Source organism: Simplicispira hankyongi, assembly GCF_003570885.1.
In the GTDB taxonomy this organism is placed as follows: Bacteria; Pseudomonadota; Gammaproteobacteria; order Burkholderiales; family Burkholderiaceae_C; genus Simplicispira; species Simplicispira hankyongi.
The window spans coordinates 249533-268139 of sequence record NZ_QXJC01000003.1; the positions used below are offsets into that span (position 1 = coordinate 249533).

Genomic DNA, 18607 nt, shown 5'->3' on the forward strand with positions numbered 1-18607 from the left:
ATCCTGAAAATGCGGGTAGCGGCGTGGGCTTAGCGAATGGCGCCGCCGGCGTCGCCCGCTGGGCGCTTGCGCGTTCCGGGTGCCACCGGCTGGGGCAGCAGCGTCGCCACCGTCAGCTGGTCGTCCCCAAAGTAGCGCTGCGCCACGCTTTGCACCTCGCTGGGCTGTACGCCGCGCAGCAGGGTCAGCAGCCGGTCTTCCGCATCGAGCGGCAGGCCTTGCACCCAGTTGCTGCCCAACTCGCTGGCCTGGTTTTGCAGCGAGTCACGGTCGTACACGCGGCTGGCAATCCATTGGGTCTTGACGCGGGTGAGTTCCGCCTCGCTCACACCCTCCTTGGCCACGCGTGCAACCTCCGCACGCAGCGCGGCTTCGACTTGCGCGGCCGTCTTGCCAGTGGCCGGCACGCCGGAGAGGTAGAACTGCGACGGCCCCCGGCCAAACACCGAGGCACCGCTGTTGGCGCTATCGGCTACGCGGTCCGGCCCCTGGGTAAGGCCACGCTCCAGGCGCGCTCCGTCGTAGCCCGAGAGCACGCCCGAGAGCAGCAGCAGCGCCAGCGCGTCGCGATCGTTGGCAGTGGGTTCCGTGAGGGAACGAAGCGACGGCGCCCGGTACGCGAGCGCCACATAGGCCTGGTCGGCCGGGGCCTTGACATCGATGCGCCGCATGCCCATCTGCGGCGGCTCGGCGCGCGGCTTGCGCGTGGGCACGGCCCGCGCCGGAATGGCGCCATAGGTTTTTTGCGCCAGCGCCAACACCTGCTGCGGGTCTACGTCGCCCGCGACCACCACCACGGCGTTGGCCGGCACGTACCACTTGCGGTAGAAGGCGCGGACGTCGTCGGGCGTCATGGCGTCGAGGTCGCTCATCCAGCCTATCACCGGTCGGTGGTAGGGCGAGGCGATAAAGGCCGCCGCATAGAGCTGCTCGGACAGCAGGGCCCGTGGCTGGTCTTCGGTGCGCATGCGGCGCTCTTCCTTCACCACTTCAAGCTCGTGCCTGAATTCCTTGTCTGGCCACTGGTTGTGCGCGAAACGGTCGGATTCAAGGCGCATCACGTCTTCAAGCTTGTTCGCCGGAATCTGCTGGTAGTAGCCGGTGTAGTCGCGGCTGGTAAAGGCGTTTTCCTGCCCGCCCAGAGCCGCCACGCGGCGCGAGAACTCGCCCGGCGCCAACTTTTCGCTGCCCTTGAACATCATGTGCTCGATCACATGCGCGACGCCGCTGACGCCATCGACTTCGTCCATCGACCCCACCCGCACCCAGACCATGTGCACCGCCGTGGGCGCGCGCCGGTCGGGCTGCACGATGAGCTGCATGCCATTGGCCAGCGTGAATTGTGAGGGGGCTACTGCCTGCGCCACCGCAGGAGTGGCTTGCGTGGTGGCAGCGTGCGCGGGAAGGAAACCTGCGGCGCACAGCGCCAGGCCCAAAGCAGTGAAGATGCGTTTCATAGAATGGCTGATTCTAAGAAGCGGCGAAATGTTCAGTTTTTTCAAGAAAAAGCCGGTCCCCCCGGCCACTACCGCCGAAGCCCCCAAGCTTGCGGCGACACCCAATGCCGCTGTGGACGCTGCGCAGGTCGCGGCGTCTGACCCAGGCCCGGAAGCGCGCGCGAGCGATTCTGTGCCAGTGGCAGCGCCACACGTTGCGGCGGACAGGCCCATGGCAACCGATGCAACCGACGCTGCCGAGGCGCAACCCCGGCCGCCAGAGGCGCCTCCCGCCCTGCCCGGCAAAGACAAGGACGAGGCCCCCGCACCGGCTGGCCCTCGCGGCTGGCTGCGCAATCCGTTTGCCCGCCCGCCCGCTGTGCCCGCGCCCGCGCCTGCACCCGAAGAACCAACTCCTGGCTTCGCGCCTGCCCCTGAACAGGCCCCGGCGGTTGCAGCACCCGCCTTCGCGCCCGAAGCGACGACCGGTCTATTCGCCGAAAGTGCAATCCCCCACATTACGGCCATTACGGCCGCCCAAACGCCTGAATCGCCCCATGCCGCGCCCCCGGCCTCCGCTCCCCGGATGGGTTGGATGGACAGGTTGCGCGGCGGCCTGCGCAAAACCAGTGCCAGCATCGCCACCGTCTTTACGGGAACCCGCATCGACGAGGCGCTGTACGAGGAGCTCGAAGAAGCCCTGCTGATGGCCGATACCGGCGTCAAGGCAACCGAGCGCCTGCTGACCGACCTCAAGCGCCGGGTGAAGGACACCCGCACCACCGACCCCGCCGCCGTCAAAGGGCTGCTGGTCGATGCGCTCACCGAACTGCTGCGCCCGCTGGAGAAACCCCTGGTCATTGGCGAATTCACGCCGACGGTCATCATGGTGGCAGGCGTCAACGGCGCGGGCAAGACGACCTCCATCGGCAAGCTCACGCGCCATCTGGCGCAGGCCGGCGCCAGCGTGCTGCTGGCGGCAGCCGACACCTTCCGCGCGGCAGCGCGCGAGCAGCTCGGCGTCTGGGCCGACCGCAACACGGTGGAAATCATCAGCCAGGAAGGCGGCGACCCCGCCGCCGTGAGCTACGACGCCGTCACCGCCGGCCGCGCGCGCCGCAAGGATGTGGTGCTGATCGACACGGCCGGGCGCCTACCCACCCAGTTGCACCTGATGGAAGAGCTGCGCAAGATCAAGCGCACCATCGTCAAGGCGGGCAACGCACCGGGCGCCGCGGGAATGGGCCAGCCACCGCACGAGGTGCTGCTGGTGATTGACGGCAACACCGGCCAGAACGCGCTGGCCCAGGTGCGCGCGTTCGACGACGCGCTGCAGCTGACCGGCCTCATCGTCACCAAGCTCGACGGCACCGCCAAGGGCGGCGTGCTGGCGGCGATCGCGCAGGAGCGCCCGCTGCCGGTGTACTTTATCGGCGTAGGCGAGAAGCTCGAAGACCTGGAGACCTTCAGCGCGCGCGAGTTTGCGCTGGCACTGCTGACCTGAAGGCCCAGGAGGCCCAGCAGGCCCAGGAAGCCTCTACGCAGCAACCTCCCGCCGCACCCAGTCTGCATATTCCACCGTAGCCAGCAGCCTCTGCACCACCAGTTCGGGCAAGTCGTACGGGTGCAGGGCGCGCAGCAAACCCAGCAGTTGCGGCACTGCTGCCGGCAGCGTCTTGCACACCAGCCGGTGCTCGCCTTCTTCCCGCAGCACGCCCGCCCAGCGGTAGTGCGAAACCACGGCCTCCACCTGCACGCAAGCAGCCAGGCGCTGCGCCAGTACCGCCTGCGCCAATCGCCGAGCGTCTTCGGCGCTGGCGACGGTGGTGGTCACGGCACACAACTCGGCTGTGGCGTCGATCGGGTTCATTCCAGGCTCTTTGTGCGGGCCGAGGCTGACACCGCAAGGCCAGTGATTCGGGTGGGCGACACTATCGTATTTATAGCTATCATCGCAATACCATCAAGCGGAAGGCTGTATTTTTAACATAATTCCAACTATCGGTTTTGTCCCACACCAATTTGGGGAACTTGGCGGTTAGCAGTCCCTCCAAGAGAGTGCTAATATTTATCCATGGACGAAAGGAATTCTCAAATGAAACTCCCCTCTGGATCCGCAACAACCGCGCTGGCCCCGGCCAACCCGTGGGCGCTGGTGCCGCCACTGGGGAATCTGGACGCCTACATTTCCGCCACCAACCGTCTGCCGTTGCTGACGCTCGAAGAGGAGCAGGCCGCTGCGCGTAGCCTGCGCGAGAACAACGACCTGGACGCCGCGGGTCGGTTGGTGTTGTCGCACCTGCGTCTGGTGGTGTCTATCTCGCGCCAGTACCTGGGCTATGGCCTGCCGCACGGCGACCTGATCCAGGAAGGCAACGTGGGGCTGATGAAAGCCGTGAAACGCTTCGACCCCGACCAGGGCGTGCGCCTGGTGAGCTACGCCATGCACTGGATCAAAGCCGAAATTCATGAGTACATCCTGAAGAACTGGCGCATGGTCAAGGTGGCGACCACCAAGGCGCAGCGCAAGTTGTTCTTCAATCTGCGCTCGATGAAGCAAGGTTTCAAGGCCGACGCAGAAGACGCCGACACGCACCGCAATACCTTGTCGGAGCGCGAGATCGACCAGATGGCGTCGCAGCTGAACGTGAAACGCGAAGAGGTGATGGAGATGGAAACCCGCATGTCGGGCGGCGACGTGCTGCTCGACCCGGCGCCATCGGACGATAGTGAGCAGGCTTTCGGCCCGATCGCCTACCTGGCGGACGCCGCGCACGAGCCCACCGCCATGATCGAATCGCGCCAGCGCGACGCCCTGGCAAGCGATGGCATTGCCACTGCGCTGATTGGTCTGGACGAGCGCAGCCGGCGCATCGTAGAAGAGCGCTGGCTGAATGTGAACGACGACGGCTCAGGCGGCATGACACTGCACGAACTGGCGGCCGAATACGGCGTCAGCGCCGAGCGCATTCGCCAGATTGAAGTCGCAGCCATGAAGAAAATGAAGAAAAGCCTGGCCGAGTACGCCTGAGCCCATTCGACTTGGGTCAGAAGGCGCGCAACCCTCACCGGTTGCGCGCCTTTTTCATGTGGTGGGGGCTTTTGATGTCTGCATGCCCTTCGCGCCGCGCCGCGCTCACCTCTGGCGCGGGAGCTCTGCTCGCGGCCGTACTGCCCCTGGCCCGCGCTGCGGACGCCAGCACCGCACCGCACCGCACTGGGCTGGCCGAGCCGCACGCTCAAGCAAGCTGTTCCAGCAAAACTGGCAGGTCGCCGGCACCACCGCCGAAGGTCTGGCACGGCGCGTGCAGGCGGATGCTTAGTTGCTCGGCAACGTGATTCGTACGCGCCATACCACCGCCCAATAGCCGCTCGTCGCGGCCTTTAGCGGTCCATCGGTAAAACCTGACTTTCCTTTACCTCCTCCATCACCACGTAGCTGTGGGACTGGGCCGTGACGGGGAGCTTTTTCAGCATATCGCCGAGCAGATGGCGGTACTCGTTCATGCCGCCGAGCCGGGCCTTGACAAGGTAGTCAAAGCTGCCGGACACCAGGTGGCATTCCATCACTTCGGGCAGGTGCAAGAGCTCTTGGCGCACCTTGTCGAACACGTCACCCGATTTGGACGACAGCGTGATTTCCACAAACACCAGCAGCGTTTTGCCGAGCGCGGCGGGGTCCACGCGGGCGTGGTAGCCGGTGATGACCTTGTCGCGCTCCATGCGCCGAACCCGCTCGGAACACGGCGACGTAGACAGGCCGATCTGCTCGGCCAGATCGGTCATGGAAATGCGCCCCTGGCGCTGGAGGATGTCGAGGATTTTCCGGTCAATGCGATCGAGTTCGGCCATTTGAAGCGTCCGGCAACAAAACAGCCCTCTATTTCAGCCGAAATTCTGGCCAATGGCACATTTTTAAGTGAAATTTATGGCGCTGCCATCCATAAACTTCCTATAAATCTTGTTGATTTTGGAGTGCGCGATGAAAGTCATAGTTCTCGGTGGCGGCGTGATCGGTACCACGACTGCGTATTACCTGGCCCGTTCGGGCGCCGAGGTGGTGGTGCTCGACCGCCAGAGCAGCGTGGCGCAAGAAACCAGCTTCGCCAACGCTGGCCAGGTTTCGCCTGGCTATTCCACGCCTTGGGCTGCGCCCGGCATTCCGTTCAAGGCGATGAAGTGGATGTTTCAGAAGCACGCGCCACTGTCCATCCGCCCAGACGGCAGCCTGTTCCAGCTGCGCTGGATGGCCGCCATGCTGAAAAACTGCTCCGCCGATCGTTACGGGATCAACAAGGAACGCATGATGCGCGTCGCCGAGTACAGCCGCACGTGCCTGCGCCAGTTGCGTGCGGATACCGGCATTGCCTACGAGCACCGCAGCCAGGGCACGCTGCAGCTCTTTCGCACGCAGGCCCAACTCGATGCCGTGCAGCGCGACGTGGCTGTGCTGAAGGAATGCGGCGTGCCGTACGAATTGCTGGACCGCGACCAGCTCACCACCGTTGAGCCTGCATTGGCACAGGCACGCGAGCGCCTGACCGGTGGGCTTCGCCTGCCCAATGACGAGACAGGCGACTGCCACATGTTCACGCAGGCGCTGGCCAAACTGGCGCGCGGCCTGGGAGTCGATTTCCGCTTCGATCAAACGGTCGAGGGGCTGGTCACCGAAGGCAATCGCATCACCGGCGTGCGGGTGGGCGGCGAAGTGCTCACGGCCGACCGCTACGTGCTGGCCTTTGGCAGCTATTCACGCGGCTTCTTGGAGCCACTGGGGCTCAAGCTGCCGGTGTACCCGGTGAAGGGCTATTCGCTGACGGTTCCATTGCTGAACCCCGAACTGGCGCCGCAGTCCACCGTACTGGACGAGACCTACAAGGTCGCGGTTACGCGCTTCGACAACCGCATCCGCGTCGGCGGAATGGCGGAGCTGGCGGGCTTTGACCTCTCGCTCAACCCGCGCCGGCGCGCCACGCTGGAGATGGTGGTGAGCGACCTGTTCCCCGGCGGCGACTTGCCCAAAGCCGAATTCTGGACGGGTCTTCGGCCCATGACCCCCGACAGCACCCCGATTGTCGGCGCCACGCCGTATTCCAACCTGCTGCTCAATACCGGGCACGGAACCCTTGGATGGACCATGGCCTGCGGCTCGGGCAAGCTGGTGGCCGACCTGGCCATGGACCACACGCCGGAAATTCGTACCGACGGCCTGGGTCTGTCGCGCTACCTGCCCTCGGCCCGTGCCCGCTCAGCGCACGCGCACTCGGCCGGCGCTGCGGCTTGAAGCGCCCGAGCGCGGCGGATTTCACTTCAAGGCCGAGGCACTGAGCGCCGGTGCACACGCGCTGTGGCGCTCTCCCGTTGGGTGCAGCGAAGAAGCGCGAAGCACCTCCTTCAATCCCTGACGAACACCGTCATCTCAACACCCTCTGTCGCCTCATAGGCCAGCATCCGCTCGATCAGCTTGGCGCTGAGCACCTGTTCGCTCCCTAGAAGCAACACACCTCCCGTGCGCATGAACTCCCGTGCCAGGACCATGCCCGGCTTCAGTTCCGACAGCCTGCATTCGCGCTGGCGCACTGGGGGCTTGGGCGGCGCTGCCAGCACGGCTGTCAAGGCATCAAGCACCTGGGGATCGTACCGCTTGCCACGGTCCTTCTCCAACGTCTGGCGCGCCTCCTCAGGCGTGAAGTGCAAGGCTGAAAACGTTCCAATTTGGAGACTGTCGTAGTCATTGGCTACCGCCAGCAGGCGTGCACCCAGCGGAATATCGTGCCCCGTCAGGCTGTCCGGAAACCCCAGGCCATCGAAACGCTCGTGGTGGTGGCGCACCAGCTTGGAGACTGCCGCAAGTTCGTCCAGCGCCATCAAGGCGTTCTCCCCGTCCTGCGGGTGCTTGCGGTAGACATCCAGGTCCTCCGGACCCATGGTCCGTACCGGGCGGGTTAGCAACGCGTCGTTGAAGCCGATCTTTCCAATGTCGTGCAGCATGCCTGCCACGAACACGTTCTGCACCCCCATGTTATTCATGCCCATGCGGATGGCCATGGAGCGGGCCAGGGCTGCCACCCGGCGCGAGTGGCCAGCCAATATCGGATGCCGCATCTCCATCAGCGTAGAGTAAATTTTTACCGCCGTAAGAAAACTCTGCTTGACCCTTTCATTCGCCTTCTGCAGATCGGCCGTCCTCTCCTGTACCTTGGCCTCCAGAGATTCGTTCAGCTGACGCAACGCTTCGTTCTGTTCGAGCGCAAGGGCCTCCAGGCGCTCCTTCTCGCGCTCCAATGCCTTTCTCTCGAGGGCCTGCCGCACAGTAAGCGCCATGTCTTCGTCGGTCCATGGCTTGGTGATATAGCGATAAATTTCACCCTGGTTGATGGCCTCGATGGTGGAGCCGATGTCGGCATAGCCCGTGAGAAGAATGCGTACCACATCCGGCCACTCTTGTTTGACCACCTTGAGAAACTGAGCGCCATCCATGTGCGGCATGCGCATGTCGGAGATGACCAGATCCACCGGCTCGCTGCGCAGGATTTCCAGCCCTTGCGCGCCGCCTTCGGCCACCAGCACCCGGTACCCACAGGGACGGAAAAGACGCCGCAGCGCTGACAGAATATTGGGCTCGTCATCGACACACAGCAAGGTGCCAGGTATCTCTGGGCCGTTCTGCTCAGACATTCACCGTCCCCGCCGCGGCTGCAGGCTGAACAATGGGTAGTTCAATACGGAAAACCGTGCCCTTGCCCACCTGGCTCTGCACCGTGATCCGGCCATGGTGCTTTTGAAGGATGCCGTAGGTGAGCGACAGCCCCAGGCCAGTTCCCTTGCCCACCGGCTTGGTGGTAAAGAAAGGATCGAAAATCTTCTGCTGGATTTCAGGCGGCATCCCGCCACCATTGTCCGCAAACTCCAGCCAGGCGAAATCGCCCACAGTGCCCGAGCGGATGGTGATGCAGCCGCGCTCCTGGCCCATGGCATGCGCGGCATTGACCAGCAGATTCATGAACACCTGGTTGAGTTGCGACGGCAGGCATTCAACCGGCGGCACAACCCCATACTCCTTCACCACGTCGGCCTTGTATTTAATCTCGTTGTTGACGATATTCAGCGTGGAGTCGATCCCGTGGTGCAGATCGGCGGTCTGCCATTCCTGGCTGCTGTCCACACGGGAAAAATCCTTCAAGTCCTGGACAATCTTCTTGACACGGGTGATACCCTCCTGCGACTCGCTGATCAGCGACGGAATGTCCTCTCGCAAAAACTCCACGTCGATTTTTCTTCGTAGTGCGTCGATGTCGGCCGTACTCGGCAACTGCTCGTAGGCCGTCAACAGTGCCATGAGATCGCCAAGATAGTTCCGCAGCGAGCCGATATTCGAGTGCACATACCCGATAGGGTTGTTGATCTCATGGGCCACCCCCGCAGCCAGCTGACCGATGGAAGCGAGCTTTTCCGACTGCGCCAACTGCGCCTGTGCTTGTGTGAGCTGCTCGTTGAGTTTCTCTAGAGCTTCATTGTGCTGACGCAACTGCACCTCGGCCCTGCGGCGCTCGGCATTGTCCTGAGCCAGCTGGGCGTTGGCGGAGGCCAATTGGCCCGTGCGTTCCTTCACCTGCTGCTCCAGATCATCGTGCGCCTTCTGCAGGGCAAGCTCGGAGGTTTTGAGCCGGGTTACATCCACCAGGGTTTCGATAGCGCCCACGATGCGCCCTTTACCGTCGCGCAGCGGGGAGGCCGTAAAAACAAACCACACCCCCGCCAGCCTGGCGGTCGAAAAGAACCCTTCCGCCTCCCAAGCGTCCGGTATCACCTCCGAAGGCCTGTACCTGTCCTGATAGTGCTCCCGCACCCGCGCAGCTTGCGCATCGTCCACGATCAGATCGGCCAGAACGGGGCGTGGTGCGTCATAGAACGGCTTCCACTGGTCGCGCGTACCCACCATGTCGGTTGCGGAAATAGACGTCACCTTTTCGACCGCCCGGTTCCAGTGGGTCACGACATGGTGTTCATCGATGACCATCGTGGGAACAGGACTTCCATCGATGATTTGCGCCAGCACTTGGCGCATATGCAGTTGCAGAGCCTCGCTCTTGCGCTGCTCGTTCAGGTTGATATAGGTATCGATCAGAGTAGCCCGTCCGTCCACGGGCAACATTCCTACGGCCTGCTCCACCCAGCAACGTTGCCCGGTGGCGGATTGCAGGCAGCTCTCGAACCGGGTTTGCGTGGTCTCACCACGCAGACGTGCGGCGAGCCGCTCGCGCAGCCGCTCGCGGCTTTCGGGATGGGTCAGCTCTTCGTAGGGTAGGCCCTGCAGGGCCGCCAGGGAATACCCGGTCAGCGACAACATCGCCTGGTTGGCATACAGAATGCTGCCTTGGCGGTGCAGCAGGACAGGCGTGGCCAACCCCTCCAGCATGGAATAAAAGCTATCCTGGACATCAGCCACCAGCGGCGGAAAATCCTGCTGCCGTGCCGCAGAGGTGGCCAAGATCAACACCCTATCGATCTGGCCAGCGTCGTCTTTGAGCGGCACCATGGTGGCTTGGACCAGCAAGGACTGTCCATCGGCCTTGCGCAGCGAAAGTTTGCCCAGCCAGCAGCGGCAATGCGCCAGAAATCCCAGGACATCCGACGGATTGAATCCCTGACCGCTCTCGGGAACGATGGTGGCGAGTTGCTGCCCTTGCAGCGCTTGCTGAGCATGGCCAAGCGCCCGGGCCAAGTGGGTATTGACCATCACCAGATACCCGTTGCGGTGTACCACCGCCAGCATGAACCCCTCCATCAGGGCAGGAAAAAGGCCGCTCAGTGCGACGTCGTGGGGGGGTGGCAATGGGGTCATGGCGGTAAGGGAAAGCGCTTTAGTGCATCAATTGCTGGCACGCAATCTGGTAACGCTCTTCAATTTCCGACAGCAGCTTGTTGCTGCCAGACCAGTCCAGTTGCAGTCCATCCCAGGCGACTACCTGAATATCGGGCACCTGGTCCTGCGGCTCCTGCAGCAGGTCAAGCGCATGGGCCAGCGCATGGGACACATGGACCAGCCAGACCATGGCATCGGCCTCCGGATGATCGCACTGGTGGTGCAGCGCCATGCAGCGGCGCAGCATGGCGGGAAGCTGCCACTGCCGCGCCAACTGCTCGCCCACTTGACAATGATCAAACCCCCACACGGTGCGTTCCGCTTCTAGTAGGCGGTACGCCACCGAGGCAGATGACCCGTCCGAATCCGCTTCTGCCAAGGATTGCCATACAAGTTCCTGCACCTGCCGGTATCGCTCCGGGTCAATGGCCAGCATCACCAGCCGCCCCAGATCACTCAGCAGACCAGCGGTGAAAGCCGCATCCACTGCCAGCCGGGCCCTGCGCGCCAGGGCCTGGGTGCACACGGCGACGGCAACACTGTGGCGCCAGTGGGCCTGATAGGCAGACTGCAGGGCAGGAATGCTGGTCTTGAACTGCTCCATCACGGCTGCGGCCAGCGCCATCGCTTGCAGGCTGCGCAGTCCCACCAACGAGACGGCATGGGCAATCGATTCCACCTGATGGGCCAGGCCAAAAAACGGTGAATTCGCCACCCGCAGCGTACGAGCAGCGATCACGGGATCGCTTTCTATCAGCTCTGTCAGTGTCGCAATCTCAGGGCTTTCCTGGGCCAGACACTGCAACATGCGCGTCCGTATGGGCGACATGGTCACCAACTTGCCTATGCGCAAGGCGAGCTCATCCTGCCCCATTGGCTTGCTCATGATGGCACCTTGAGACGGTAGCGCTGCACGATCTCGCGCAGTTGCTCCATGGGATAGGTGGGCGCCGTTCCTCGAAAGAGCCAGTCAACTCGCTGCGCTATCACCGCAGGATCCGATGCAGCACAAGCTGGCGGAGGACTGCGCGTTGCAGCAACAGGGCTGCTGTGGGCTACGTCTTTCGGGATCATGGCGCGGCTCCTACAGGAATAAAAGTCAGCAGTCCACCTTGCCCCAGCGAGCCACGGCCCACGCGGGTGTAACACACCGTCCAGTCGGGCATGTACAAGGTCTGACTGGCTTCTTCCCTGACAGCAGGAAAATCACTGAAGAGTTGCGCCAATCCGGCCACCTCCTGTAGCGCAACACCGGGAACTGCCCCGGCAAAGAAGCGCTGCGATGCAGCATTGATCAGTACCAGCATACCGCTGTCGTCGACACCCATCACCGGAATGGCCACAGCATCAAAGATTTCATGCGAAACGCCGATGGCAACCTCATCCTGCAGCAGACGGCGCTGTTGCTGGCGCACCATACCTGCCAATTGGGCATGCGCCTGTACCAGCGATGCATGGGCACTTTCCAGCTCATCATGCAGGCGCTGGTTCTCGTCCTCCAGCGACTTCTGGCGAAAGGCCTCGGCGATGTTGGCACGCAGGTGTTCATCGTCCCAAGGCTTGGTCATGAATTTGTAGACCGCCCCCTCATTGATGGCATCGGTGACCGATTGCAGCTCGGTATACCCTGAAAGCACCATCCGGATGGTTTTTGGGTAGCGCCTGCGGGCCTCACGCAGAAACTCAACCCCGGTCATGCCCGGCATGCGCTGGTCGGACACAATCACATCCACAGGTGTCTCTGCGAGCACCTCAAGCCCCTCCTTCCCTCCGCTGGCAGTCAGTAACTGGTATCCGTCTCGACGGAGCACGCGCTTGAGGGCCGTGAGTATGAATGCCTCATCGTCCACAAGCAGCAGGGTCTGGGATGCTTGTTCCATGATGAAACCCATGCTATCGGCATTTGCCCAATAGGGGAACTGGCACCCCATCCCACCCGTGCAGATATTGACATTTGTCGAGTGGCTTACGTTGCTTCCTTGAGCAAACTGCGCACGTCCGCCGCTACGGCGTCCGGGCCACTGCCATACCGGCTGTAAATGCGCAGGCGCCCTGCCGGATCGAAAAGGTAGCTGCCCGCCGAATGGTCCATGGTGTAGCTCGTCGGCGTCTGACCATCAACCTTCTTGTAGTAGATCTTGAATTCCTTGGCGATGGCCGCCGTTTGCGCGTCACTGCCGCGCAGTGCTATAAAGCTCGGGTCAAAATTGGCCATGTAGGCCTTGAGCAGTTCCGGCGTGTCACGCGCCGGGTCGATGGTGACAAACACTGCCTGGAGCTTGTCGCCATCCGCACCCAGCGACTGCTTGACCTGGGCGAGTTCCTGCAGGGTCGTTGGGCAGACATCCGGGCACTGGGTGTAGCCAAAGAACACCACCACCACCTTGCCGGCGAAATCCTTGAGACTGCGCATCTGACCATTCTGATCCGGCAAGGCAAAGTCGCGCGCATAGTCGGCACCGGTGATGTCCACACCGCGAAACTCGGGTGCGCTCTTGGAGCAAGCAGAAAAAAGCCCACCAGCGCTTATGCTGATTGCGCTTAAAGCTATCATTCGGAGAGCAGTTCTTCGGAGCATGAGGCGTCACAATACATAGTGATCCACCAACAACGCAGCAAACAGCGCACTGAGGTGAATGAGTGAAAAGCGGAAGGTGCGGCGAGCCAAAGCGTCCGAATAGTGCCGCCACAAGGCAAATCCGTAGGCGCAGAAACCGGTGCTTAGCACGATCGCCGCAACCAGGTAGATCCACGAACTCATGCCGTAGATATAGGGCATGAGGCAGCCCGCAAACAAAATCAGTGTATACAAGAACACCTGCAGCCGCGTGAAGGCATTGCCGTGCGTCACTGGCAACATCGGCAGGCCCGCCTTGCGGTAGTCCTCGACGCGGTACAACGCCAGCGCCCAGAAGTGCGGCGGCGTCCAGAGGAAGATGATGAGAAACAGGATCAGCGCCTCAGGCCCCACGTCGCCGCGCATCGCCGCCCAGCCCAGTACCGGCGGCATGGCGCCCGAGGCCCCACCAATGACGATGTTCTGCGGCGTCATCGGTTTGAGCACCAGGGTGTAGATCACCGCATAGCCGACAAAGGTGGCAAACGTCAGCCACATGGTCAGCGGGTTGACCCAGAGGTAGAGCACCAGAGAGCCCATGCTGCCCAAGGCAGCCGAAAAGAGCAGCGCCTGCCTGTCCGACAACTCACCTTTCGCAGTGGGCCGCCAGGAGGTGCGCTTCATGCGCGAATCAATGCCTTTTTCCACCAGGCAGTTGAACGCTGCGGCGGCACCGGCCACCAGCCAGATGCCAAAACACGCCACGACCATGGTGCCCAGTTGCGCCAGCGTGGGCAGGCCGGGCACGGCCAGCGCCATGCCGATCAGCGCGCAAAAAACGATAAGCTGAATGACACGCGGCTTGGCCAGCGCGTAGTACTGGGCCATGCGCGAAGGCGCACGCAGGATGCTGGAGGCGGCGGTGTTCATGCGCGGCTCCCCTGGGGAACGGCATACAAACCGGGCACCATTCCCGTTGCCGAGCTTCGCCGCTGGGTCTGGACAATCCAGGTCAGCACCAGCACCAGCGCTGCCGCCCCCCCGGTGTGCAGCACCGCCGCTGGCAGCGGCCAATCGAGCACCACATTGCTCAGCCCCGTCGCAAATTGCAGCAGCAGCAGTCCGGCCAGCCAGCGGCCCTGGACAGCCAAAAGACCGGCTCCTGCGCGATGCAGACGCAGCGCCAGCACGCCAAGCACCACGAACACAGCGTAGGCAAATAGGCGGTGCGTGTAGTGAATGGCGGTAAGAGCCGGGAAGCCCATCAGCTGTCCATCGACTGTCATGCCCAGGGGCCGCCACAGGGTAAAGCCTTGGGAAAAATTCATTTCAGGCCACCAACTGCCCTGGCAAGTGGGAAAACTGCTGCACGCCAACACCGCGTAGTTGGTGCTCACCCAACCACCCAATAGCACCTGCACCGCCAGCATGCCCAGCGACCACCAGGCGAGGATCCGCACCTGGGGCACGGGCACTGAAACAGACACGCCATTCGGCATGGCACCTTGACGCACCGCCTGTACGCACAGCAGCGCCAGCAGCAGCACCCCGCCAACCAAATGCAGCGTGACGATGGCCGGGAATAACTTCATCGTCACCGTCAGCGCGCCAAAGGCACCCTGCACGCAGACCCACAGCAGAGTAAGCGTCGCCCAAAAGGGACTGGGCGCATTCATCGCAAGGGCTTTGCCTGCACGGCGAGACCGCCAACGCGCCAGCCATGCACCGACGGCCAGCACCGTGATCAAGGCCCCCACGGTGGTGGCCAGATAGCGGTGCACCATTTCAACCCAGGCCTTGCTATGGGTGACCGGGCCACTGGGCAGCGCCGCCTGCGCGGCAGCAATATCGGCATGGGCACCCACAGGGCTTGCATTGCCGTAACAGCCGGGCCAATCGGGACACCCCAGACCAGAATCGGTCAAACGGGTAAAGGCCCCAAACAGCACCAGATCAAACGTCAGAAACAGCGTGAGCACCGCCAATGCCTGCCAGCGCCCCGCCTTGCGCGCTCCCCGATTGCGCCACAGCACCCAGCAGAGCGGCAGCAGTGCGATGGCCGCCCCCACGGCCAGCATGCGCAGCAGCGGCGCCAAATCGTACAGAGGCGTCGAAACGTTCATGGCTGCTCCGGGCGCCCCGGCGTGTCCCAGCTTTCGGAAGCGCGCAGCAGGCGGTCGATGTCACGTTTGGCATGTGCTGCAGCCGGCGCATCCATGTTGGGGGGAAAGCGCATCATCCAATTGCCCATGGGGTCGACCACATAGAGGTGCTCCTCCAGGGCATGGCCCGTTTGTGGCGCCAGCCAAGCCGAAAGTGCTGCTTTATCCACGCGGCGTACCTCTGCAGCGGCAATCCCGTCGTGCAGCGGCTCAGGTATGGCTGCACCATCGGTGACCAGCCACACCCAGTCAACCCGGTCCTTTTCCTTGCCCAGGCTTTCGCGGAGTTGGCGCTGCAGGTACAGACGCTGCTGGCAGTCCTTGGGACATGCAGCCGGTGCCACACTCACCAATAACCACTGGTGGCGCAAGTCGGTGAGAGTGCCGGTATGGCCTTGCAGATCGGTCGTCGCGAGGGCGGGCATCGGTTTCTGCGGGTTAATCAGCATGCCGAAGTTGCGCCGACCTTCGGGCCGCACGACGTAGTAGGTGAAATAGGAGGCCGCCACCGGGGCCACGCACACCAGCAGCAGTGCCAGCAGCTTCCAGCGGGCATGGCGGTCCCCCTCGAACTGGCGCACGGCGTCTCCCGCTGCGGGCAGGTTGTGCACGGTCAGGCCCAGCGGATGCGCACTGCTGCGCTCAAGCACGGCGGCGGGGTCGGACGAATTGGAACCAGACATATAAACCCAGAATCAGTCCGCTCAGGACGAACCATTGAAAGGCGTAGCCGTAATTCTTCTCTACGCCGGTGGAAATAGGCGCCCAGTCGCGCAGCAGGCCCTGCGAAGCCGCCCCCTCCTGCACCACTGTCAGCGCCGCAAGCGGCAAGCCGGTTTCTGTCCGCAGCTCCCCAAGCGTAAGATTTTGCCGGATACGCAGAAACCCCTGTTCCGTCTGGTCACTGCCAAGCGAATAGGCTTGTTCGGGTTCGAGTGCCAAATGCCCCGTCACCTCGACCTCCCCGACCGGCGTTTCTATGGGCGCAAGCGCCGTACGGTTCTCAAAATTGCGCGGAATCCAGCCACGCTGCACGAGCACGACCAGAGGCCCAGGCGCCAATTGCAGGGGCGTCAGCACATAAAAACCCCGGCGACCATCCATGGGGCGATTGTCCAGGTACACCGTGTACTGGGGCAGCCAGCGCCCACGCAGATGCACTTGCCGATACAGCACGGCATCGTGGTCCTTGCTGGTGCGCACTGGTGCAAGTGCCTGCAGCAGGGGCTCGCCTTCGAGCGCGGCAGCGCCAGTGCGGGCTGTCATTTCTGCCGCCAGCGATTCTTTCTGCTCCACGCGCGAGAGCTGCCAACGACCCAGGGCCGCTGTGACCAGTACCCCCACACAGGTGGCTAGGGTGATGATCCAGAACGTAGCGCGCGTACGCCGCAAATTTTTCGCGCTCACTGGATAATTGCTTCCATGAAGATACTTGTTGCTTTGGGTTTTCTCGCCATTCTCGCCAGCCTTGGGACAGCGCTGTTCTTCATGATGCGCAACGGCAAAGACAACAAGCAACGCGGGCAACGCATGGTCTGGGCCCTGGCACTGCGCGTGGCTTTGTCGATACTGCTGTTTGTCTGCCTGCTGCTGGCATGGAAACTGGGGTACATCCAACCGACTGGAATACCTCTCCAGTGACGAGAAAGGCGCCACGAGGCGCCTTTCTTAGAAATACCGACGCCTACATCCAGTAAACCAGCGCATACAGCCCCAGCCACACCACGTCCACGAAGTGCCAGTACCAGGCTGCGCCCTCAAATCCAAAATGGCGTTCGGCCGTGAAATGTCCATTCTGCAGACGCAGCGTGATGAACAGCAGCATCAGCATACCGAGAAACACGTGAAAACCGTGGAACCCCGTCAACATGAAGAAAGTGGAGCCATAAACACCTGAGGTGAGCTTGAGATTGAGCTCGGTGTACAGGTGATGGTACTCATAGCCTTGGATGCACAGGAAAGCAAAGCCCAGTACCACGGTGACCCACATAAAGGCAATCGTGCGGCCGCGGTGGTTCGCACGCAGCGCATGGTGGGCAATGGTCAATGTGACGCCGGAGCTCAACAGCAGTGCGGTGTTGATGGTCGGGAGCCAGAAAGGGCCCACCGTCTGGAAGGGCTCGACGATACCGGCTGGCGACGCCGTGACACCGGCAGCCAGCGAGGGCCAGACGGCCTTGAAATCGGGCCACAGCAAGGCGTTGTCCAGGTTTCCCAATGCGGGAACCGAGTGCGCACGCGCCCACCACAAGGCGGTAAAAAACGCACCAAAAAACATCACCTCTGAGAAGATGAACCAGCTCATGCTCCAGCGGTACGACAGGTCCACCTTGTAGCCATAAAGGCCGCGCTCACTCTCGTGCGCCGCCTGCCGGAACCACTGGAAAAGCACCGCCAACCACCAAACCAGTCCCAGAATCAGAGAATACTTGCCCCAATCGTGGCCATTGATCCATTGGCTGGCGCCCAGAATCACAAAGAACAGCCCGGCAGCCGCCATGATGGGGTGGCGCGATTCTGCGGGGACAAAGTAGTACGGGACTGCGCCCTGCGTGCTTGCACTCATTTCAGCTCCTGCTCTCTCTATTGATCTTGTAACGCGTATCGAATGCGGCCACGCCGCCTCACACCACCCAATGCACCAACGCAACCAGCGATAGGATCAGAAGGAGAAAACCCAAAATTCCCACCGCGATGACATGCAGCGGGTTGATGCTCTCGAGGTCCCGTTGGTACTCGGTGCGCTTGCGCAGTCCCAGGAACGCCCAGGCAACCGTTTTCACACTCCGTAAAAACGAACGCTCACGCGCCAATGGAGGCACTTCCTGGCCGATGTTCTCACTCATGACCCCCCCTTCGTACCGCTGTCTGGACCCAACGAGGCAGTGGGCGGTTGCGGCACTCCAGCACCCACCTCGAAGAAGGTGTAGGACAAGGTAATCGTCTTCACATCCTTGGACAAGCGCGGATCAATGACGAAGGCCACGGGCCATTGCTTCTTTTCACCTGGGTCAAGCGTGTACTGGTTGAAGCAGAAGCACTCCACCTTGTTGAAGAAGGGCGCCGCCTGCCGTGGCGCATAGCTGGGTATTGCCTGCGCCGACATGCGTCGGTTCTGCGTATTCTGAAACTCATACATCACGGTGGTGAGCTCCCCGGGATGGACTTCCAGCGAGCGCTTCGCCGGGTGGAAACTCCACGGCCCATGGGCATTGGCATCAAACTCGACGGTAATGGTGCGGCTCTTGTCGATTTGCGTATTGTTGGGAACGCGCGCGTCACGGCCGCTGGGGGCGTTGCCCGGGACCTGGCTCTCAGACAACGCCAGTATGTTGATACCCGTCACTTCGCAAATATGCTTGTACACAGGAATCAACCCATACCCAAAGCCAAACATGCCAAGCGCCACAACGGCCAGCTTGCCCACCATGCGGACATTTTCACGGCGCGAGCCCATGGTCTGACGCTCAGTGCGACAGGAGCGTCATCTTCACGATGAAGCCTGCCAAGAATGCCGCCGCAATCGACGCCAGGATCAGCCCCAGGCGGCGGTTGCTTTTTTTCTGCTCAGGGGTCTGTGCCATAG

At 62.3% G+C, this 18607-nt stretch carries 20 protein-coding genes; 4 read left to right on the forward strand and 16 right to left on the reverse strand.

Annotation, left to right across the window (positions count from 1 at the left end):
- Positions 1-29 precede the first annotated feature (29 nt).
- Positions 30-1457, reverse strand: a complete 1428-nt coding sequence (locus D3F03_RS07875) for a M16 family metallopeptidase (protein WP_119108841.1) — start codon at positions 1455-1457, stop codon at positions 30-32.
- 211 nt (positions 1458-1668) lie between these two features.
- Here D3F03_RS07875 and ftsY point away from each other — a divergent pair, with 211 nt between their 5' ends.
- Entirely contained in the window at positions 1669-2940 is a 1272-nt protein-coding gene (gene ftsY, locus D3F03_RS07880; protein WP_119109448.1) for a signal recognition particle-docking protein FtsY, read from the forward strand.
- A 33-nt stretch (positions 2941-2973) separates the two neighbouring features.
- On the opposite strand, the gene cutA is transcribed toward ftsY, so the two are convergent.
- On the reverse strand, positions 2974-3306 hold the full coding sequence (gene cutA, locus D3F03_RS07885) for a divalent-cation tolerance protein CutA (RefSeq protein WP_119108842.1): 333 nt from the start codon (positions 3304-3306) through the stop codon (positions 2974-2976).
- A 225-nt stretch (positions 3307-3531) separates the two neighbouring features.
- On the opposite strand from cutA, the gene rpoH reads away from it, so the two are divergent.
- Complete coding sequence (gene rpoH, locus D3F03_RS07890; protein WP_119108843.1) at positions 3532-4467, forward strand: RNA polymerase sigma factor RpoH; 936 nt, start codon at positions 3532-3534, stop codon at positions 4465-4467.
- Between the two features lie 353 nt (positions 4468-4820).
- Here the strand turns inward: rpoH and D3F03_RS07900 are convergent, their stop codons facing one another.
- The gene (locus D3F03_RS07900; protein WP_119108845.1) at positions 4821-5288 is read right to left on the reverse strand and encodes a winged helix-turn-helix transcriptional regulator; all 468 of its coding nucleotides are present in this window, start codon (positions 5286-5288) and stop codon (positions 4821-4823) included.
- Between the two features lie 130 nt (positions 5289-5418).
- Between D3F03_RS07900 and D3F03_RS07905 the strand changes: the two genes are divergently transcribed.
- Complete coding sequence (locus D3F03_RS07905; protein WP_119108846.1) at positions 5419-6720, forward strand: D-amino acid dehydrogenase; 1302 nt, start codon at positions 5419-5421, stop codon at positions 6718-6720.
- Positions 6721-6830: 110 nt separating this feature from the next.
- Here the strand turns inward: D3F03_RS07905 and nosR are convergent, their stop codons facing one another.
- The 9 genes from nosR to D3F03_RS07950 all read right to left on the reverse strand — a co-directional run bounded on the left by nosR (position 6831) and on the right by D3F03_RS07950 (position 16428).
- Entirely contained in the window at positions 6831-8114 is a 1284-nt protein-coding gene (gene nosR, locus D3F03_RS07910) for a response regulator c-di-GMP phosphodiesterase, NosR family (protein ID WP_119108847.1), read from the reverse strand.
- Complete coding sequence (locus tag D3F03_RS07915; protein ID WP_158606147.1) at positions 8107-10212, reverse strand: PAS domain S-box protein; 2106 nt, start codon at positions 10210-10212, stop codon at positions 8107-8109. Before D3F03_RS07915 ends, nosR begins: the two co-directional genes overlap by 8 nt.
- A gap of 88 nt (positions 10213-10300) precedes the next feature.
- Complete coding sequence (locus tag D3F03_RS07920; RefSeq protein ID WP_119108849.1) at positions 10301-11188, reverse strand: HDOD domain-containing protein; 888 nt, start codon at positions 11186-11188, stop codon at positions 10301-10303.
- A gap of 184 nt (positions 11189-11372) precedes the next feature.
- Positions 11373-12194 (reverse strand): response regulator, encoded by an 822-nt coding sequence (locus D3F03_RS07925; protein WP_245960544.1) that lies wholly within the window; start codon positions 12192-12194, stop codon positions 11373-11375.
- Between the two features lie 74 nt (positions 12195-12268).
- Entirely contained in the window at positions 12269-12880 is a 612-nt protein-coding gene (locus D3F03_RS07930; protein ID WP_199665430.1) for an SCO family protein, read from the reverse strand.
- Positions 12881-12886: 6 nt separating this feature from the next.
- Positions 12887-13789, reverse strand: coding sequence for a heme o synthase (gene cyoE / locus D3F03_RS07935; RefSeq protein WP_119108850.1), 903 nt, complete (start codon positions 13787-13789; stop codon positions 12887-12889).
- Positions 13786-14982, reverse strand: coding sequence for a COX15/CtaA family protein (locus tag D3F03_RS07940; RefSeq protein WP_119108851.1), 1197 nt, complete (start codon positions 14980-14982; stop codon positions 13786-13788). Before D3F03_RS07940 ends, cyoE begins: the two co-directional genes overlap by 4 nt.
- Entirely contained in the window at positions 14979-15704 is a 726-nt protein-coding gene (locus D3F03_RS07945; RefSeq protein ID WP_119108852.1) for a hypothetical protein, read from the reverse strand. The genes D3F03_RS07940 and D3F03_RS07945 overlap by 4 nt, the downstream gene beginning before the upstream one ends.
- On the reverse strand, positions 15664-16428 hold the full coding sequence (locus D3F03_RS07950) for an SURF1 family protein (protein ID WP_245960545.1): 765 nt from the start codon (positions 16426-16428) through the stop codon (positions 15664-15666). The genes D3F03_RS07945 and D3F03_RS07950 overlap by 41 nt, the downstream gene beginning before the upstream one ends.
- 15 nt (positions 16429-16443) lie before the next feature.
- Between D3F03_RS07950 and D3F03_RS07955 the strand changes: the two genes are divergently transcribed.
- On the forward strand, positions 16444-16662 hold the full coding sequence (locus tag D3F03_RS07955; protein ID WP_199665431.1) for a twin transmembrane helix small protein: 219 nt from the start codon (positions 16444-16446) through the stop codon (positions 16660-16662).
- Between the two features lie 43 nt (positions 16663-16705).
- Here D3F03_RS07955 and D3F03_RS07960 read toward each other — a convergent pair whose 3' ends face one another.
- The 4 genes from D3F03_RS07960 to D3F03_RS17340 are packed head-to-tail and all read right to left on the reverse strand — an operon-like array spanning position 16706 to position 18605.
- Positions 16706-17587 (reverse strand): cytochrome c oxidase subunit 3, encoded by an 882-nt coding sequence (locus D3F03_RS07960; protein ID WP_119108854.1) that lies wholly within the window; start codon positions 17585-17587, stop codon positions 16706-16708.
- Between the two features lie 58 nt (positions 17588-17645).
- On the reverse strand, positions 17646-17867 hold the full coding sequence (locus D3F03_RS07965; protein WP_119108855.1) for a DUF2970 domain-containing protein: 222 nt from the start codon (positions 17865-17867) through the stop codon (positions 17646-17648).
- Entirely contained in the window at positions 17864-18478 is a 615-nt protein-coding gene (locus D3F03_RS07970) for a cytochrome c oxidase assembly protein (protein WP_119108856.1), read from the reverse strand. Before D3F03_RS07970 ends, D3F03_RS07965 begins: the two co-directional genes overlap by 4 nt.
- Positions 18479-18488: 10 nt before the next feature.
- Positions 18489-18605 carry a cytochrome oxidase small assembly protein gene (locus tag D3F03_RS17340; protein WP_212995038.1) on the reverse strand — a complete coding sequence of 39 codons (117 nt, stop codon included), beginning with the start codon at positions 18603-18605 and terminating at the stop codon, positions 18489-18491.
- Positions 18606-18607: the final 2 nt, after the last annotated feature.

Excerpts from the sequence above, each read along its gene's own strand:
- cyoE (WP_119108850.1), bottom strand. The coding sequence starts at position 13,789 with ATGAACACCGCCGCCTCCAGCATCCTGCGTGCGCCTTCGCGCATGGCC.
- nosR (WP_119108847.1), bottom strand. The coding sequence starts at position 8,114 with ATGTCTGAGCAGAACGGCCCAGAGATACCTGGCACCTTGCTGTGTGTC.
- ftsY (WP_119109448.1), top strand. The coding sequence starts at position 1,669 with ATGGCAACCGATGCAACCGACGCTGCCGAGGCGCAACCCCGGCCGCCA.
- D3F03_RS07955 (WP_199665431.1), top strand. The coding sequence starts at position 16,444 with ATGAAGATACTTGTTGCTTTGGGTTTTCTCGCCATTCTCGCCAGCCTT.
- cutA (WP_119108842.1), bottom strand. The coding sequence starts at position 3,306 with ATGAACCCGATCGACGCCACAGCCGAGTTGTGTGCCGTGACCACCACC.
- D3F03_RS07900 (WP_119108845.1), bottom strand. The coding sequence starts at position 5,288 with ATGGCCGAACTCGATCGCATTGACCGGAAAATCCTCGACATCCTCCAG.
- D3F03_RS07920 (WP_119108849.1), bottom strand. The coding sequence starts at position 11,188 with ATGAGCAAGCCAATGGGGCAGGATGAGCTCGCCTTGCGCATAGGCAAG.
- D3F03_RS07915 (WP_158606147.1), bottom strand. The coding sequence starts at position 10,212 with ATGCTGGCGGTGGTACACCGCAACGGGTATCTGGTGATGGTCAATACC.
- D3F03_RS07905 (WP_119108846.1), top strand. The coding sequence starts at position 5,419 with ATGAAAGTCATAGTTCTCGGTGGCGGCGTGATCGGTACCACGACTGCG.
- D3F03_RS07970 (WP_119108856.1), bottom strand. The coding sequence starts at position 18,478 with ATGGGCTCGCGCCGTGAAAATGTCCGCATGGTGGGCAAGCTGGCCGTT.
- D3F03_RS07930 (WP_199665430.1), bottom strand. The coding sequence starts at position 12,880 with ATGCTCCGAAGAACTGCTCTCCGAATGATAGCTTTAAGCGCAATCAGC.
- rpoH (WP_119108843.1), top strand. The coding sequence starts at position 3,532 with ATGAAACTCCCCTCTGGATCCGCAACAACCGCGCTGGCCCCGGCCAAC.
- D3F03_RS07960 (WP_119108854.1), bottom strand. The coding sequence starts at position 17,587 with ATGAGTGCAAGCACGCAGGGCGCAGTCCCGTACTACTTTGTCCCCGCA.
- D3F03_RS07925 (WP_245960544.1), bottom strand. The coding sequence starts at position 12,194 with ATGGGTTTCATCATGGAACAAGCATCCCAGACCCTGCTGCTTGTGGAC.
- D3F03_RS07965 (WP_119108855.1), bottom strand. The coding sequence starts at position 17,867 with ATGAGTGAGAACATCGGCCAGGAAGTGCCTCCATTGGCGCGTGAGCGT.
- D3F03_RS07945 (WP_119108852.1), bottom strand. The coding sequence starts at position 15,704 with ATGTCTGGTTCCAATTCGTCCGACCCCGCCGCCGTGCTTGAGCGCAGC.
- D3F03_RS07940 (WP_119108851.1), bottom strand. The coding sequence starts at position 14,982 with ATGAACGTTTCGACGCCTCTGTACGATTTGGCGCCGCTGCTGCGCATG.
- D3F03_RS07875 (WP_119108841.1), bottom strand. The coding sequence starts at position 1,457 with ATGAAACGCATCTTCACTGCTTTGGGCCTGGCGCTGTGCGCCGCAGGT.
- D3F03_RS17340 (WP_212995038.1), bottom strand. The coding sequence starts at position 18,605 with ATGGCACAGACCCCTGAGCAGAAAAAAAGCAACCGCCGCCTGGGGCTG.